This is a genomic window from Micromonospora maritima, assembly GCF_902825405.1.
Lineage (GTDB): Bacteria > Actinomycetota > Actinomycetes > Mycobacteriales > Micromonosporaceae > Micromonospora > Micromonospora maritima.
This window is the reverse complement of record NZ_CADEAU010000800.1, coordinates 1-1,609: the sequence shown is the minus strand read 5'-3', so window position 1 is coordinate 1,609 and position 1,609 is coordinate 1. Positions and strand designations below refer to the sequence as shown.

Sequence of the window (1,609 nt, the reverse complement as noted above, 5' to 3'; positions counted from 1 at the left end):
CCTCCTCGGCGAGCGCGCCGAGGCCGAGCGTGACCTGCACCGGCTCGCCGGCGGCCGTCTCGCCGCGCGGCACCGAGGGGGCGGTGTTCGCGGCGCACAGCCAGGGCTCGCCGTGCCGGCAGTGCCAGCAGTCGCGGCAGGCGGGCGCCCAGTTCAGCACCACCGGCGTGCCGACCGCCAGCCGGGTTCCGGGACCCGCCTCGGCCACCACACCTGTCGCCTCGTGCCCGAGCACCAGCGGGTACGCCGGCGCCAGCGTGCCGTCCACCATGGCCAGGTCGGAGTGGCAGATGCCGGCGGCCCGGATGCGGACCCGCAGCTCGCCCGGGCCGGGCGCGGGCAGGCGCACCTCCTCCACCGCCGGGGTAGCGCCCCGGCCGCGTACCACGAGCGCCCTCACCGCTGGATCGCCTTCAGCTCGGTGAACTCCTCGATGCCGTAGCCGCCCAGCTCGCGACCGAGGCCGGACTGCTTGTAGCCGCCGAACGGGGCGAGCGGGTTGAACGCGCCGCCGTTGACGTCCACCTGGCCGGTCCGCAGCCGCCGGGCGACGGCGAGCGCGGCGTCGGAGTCGGCCGACCAGACGGCGCCGGCCAGGCCGTACCGGGAGTTGTTGGCGATCGCGACCGCCTCGTCGGTGTCGGCGAACGGGATCACCGCGAGCACCGGCCCGAAGACCTCCTCCTGCGCCAGCGCGCTGTCCGGGTGCACGTCGGCGAAGACGGTGGGCGCCACGAAGTGGCCGCGGGGCGGCAGCGGGGCGTCCGGACCGCCGGCGACGAGCCGGGCGCCGTCGGCGAGGGCGCGGTCCACGTGGCCGCGTACCCGTTGGGCCTGGGCGGCGGAGACCAGCGGGCCGAGCCGGGTGGCCGGGTCGAACGGGTCGCCCGGGCGGTAGCCGGCCACCGCCGCCGCGACCAGGTCGAGCGCCTCGGCGTAGCGGTCGCGGTGCACCAGCATCCGGGTCCAGGCGGTGCAGGTCTGGCCGGAGTTGAGCAGCGCGTTGCCCACGCCGACCTTGACCGCGGCAGGCAGGTCGGCGTCGGCCAGGATCACGTTGGCGGACTTGCCACCCAGTTCCAGGGCCACCCGGGCGATCCGGTCGGCGGCGAGGTGGGCGATCCGCCGGCCGGTGGCGGTGGAGCCGGTGAACGAGACCAGGTCGACGTCGGGGTGCGCGGCGAGGGCCTCGCCGACCACCGGGCCGGTGCCGGGCACCAGGTTGACCACCCCGGGCGGCAGGCCGGACTCGGTCACCGCGTCGAAGAGCAGGTACGCGGTGAGCGGCGTCAACTCGCTCGGCTTCAGCACCACTGTGCAGCCGGCGGCCAGCGCCGGGGCGACCTTGGCGACCACCTGGTGCAGCGGGTAGTTCCACGGGGTGATCGCGCCGACCACGCCGACCGGCTCGCGGACGACCAGGGAGTTGCCGATGGTCTGCTCGGCCGGCGGGCGGGCGGCGAGGTCGACCATGCCGCGCAGCACCGTCAGCGGCAGGCCGGCCTGCACCCGGGTGGCGAGCCTGAGCGGGGTGCCCAGTTCGAGGGCCACGGTGCGGGCGATCTCGTCGGCGCGGGCGGCGAGCGCGGCGTGCAGCCGGTCGAGGTGG

The 1,609-nt window shown here is 76.7% G+C and carries 2 protein-coding genes; both read right to left on the bottom strand.

Translation table 11 applies throughout. From position 1 onward, the window contains the following. A partial coding sequence (locus tag HUW36_RS32410; protein ID WP_246248436.1) for an alcohol dehydrogenase catalytic domain-containing protein occupies positions 1–400 on the bottom strand: 400 nt, incomplete at its 3' end. Further along, the coding region (locus HUW36_RS32405) for an aldehyde dehydrogenase family protein (protein ID WP_174531528.1) at positions 397–1,609 on the bottom strand (1,213 nt) is incomplete at its 5' end. The genes HUW36_RS32405 and HUW36_RS32410, both read right to left, overlap by 4 nt.